Below are 1,077 nucleotides of genomic sequence, written 5' to 3' on the forward strand. Positions count from 1 at the left end.
ACACCGACAAATCGGTAACGCCGTTCCCCCCCTGCTTGCGCGTGCGGTAGGAATGCAGCTAATTGACGCCCTCACCTACACACAAAGTTTTCCAATTAATCAAATCAACTTAACCCACAACAAAGAGAGCATCACCATGCCATCTACCACTACTAACAAACTAGACAGTTACAACTTCCCACCACTCACCAGCAGCAAAACAATCTCACTAGCCAAAGAGATAGTAGAATTCGGGTCTGTCCACGCCGCCGAACTCGGAAAAATCAAAGAAGCTGGCTTAGAACTCGGTTATAAATTACTCGATTTAGAAAACGCAGTCTCCCAAAACGAAGTAAAAGAAATCCTCAAACACTGCTTTCCCAAAGAAATAGTCCGCTACTTGAGAAACCTACTCTGCCAAGCCAAACTCATCGAAAAATGTCCTTCTCTGTACTCACGCATATTATCAATGCCCATCTGCCACACAGCCATACTGCTAGCAGGAACAGAAGAACAAATCGAACAAATTTTAAGTAGCGACATCAAATGGACAGTAGAACTGCTAAAACTTCGCTTAAAAGCCGATAATCATCAATCTCCAACCCTACCAATCCCCCAAATCGCCGTCAACGCCCCAGTCAAAATCATTGCAGACGCCCCAGGAGACTCAGGAGAGATTGCTAGAGTACAAAATATGGACGACAATAATGTCACAGTCACCAAACTGCATTCTGGAGAAGTTGGCAAATTCCATATTACGGAAGTCAAACCATTATGTCTCGATACTTATACCTCACTCACCACCATCCTAGCCACCGCAGCTAGCCTGCACACCGCATTCAAAGCAGCAGCAGACTCCGGTGACGAACGGTTGCAGAACGACATCGAAAACAAACTCAGTAAACTCGACAAATGCCGCCGTCAATTAATAGTCAGACTGGGATTAACAGACAAAGCAGCAAAGAACCTCGCCACTTATGCAACCGCATCTATTAGCGTAGAGGAAATTGCCACCCAAGAAAACTGCAATAGCACCTGGAGAGTCTGGAACATCGTTGAAGATGACCGAGAACCCATCATAGCCAAAGCACAACTACT

At 45.4% G+C, this 1,077-nt stretch carries 1 protein-coding gene; it reads left to right on the forward strand.

The features are described 5' to 3' along the window. The coding region (locus tag LAY57_RS35660) for a hypothetical protein (RefSeq protein ID WP_249072261.1) at window positions 1-1,077 on the forward strand (1,077 nt) is incomplete at both ends.

Source organism: Argonema antarcticum A004/B2, assembly GCF_023333585.1.
In the GTDB taxonomy this organism is placed as follows: Bacteria; Cyanobacteriota; Cyanobacteriia; order Cyanobacteriales; family Aerosakkonemataceae; genus Argonema; species Argonema antarcticum.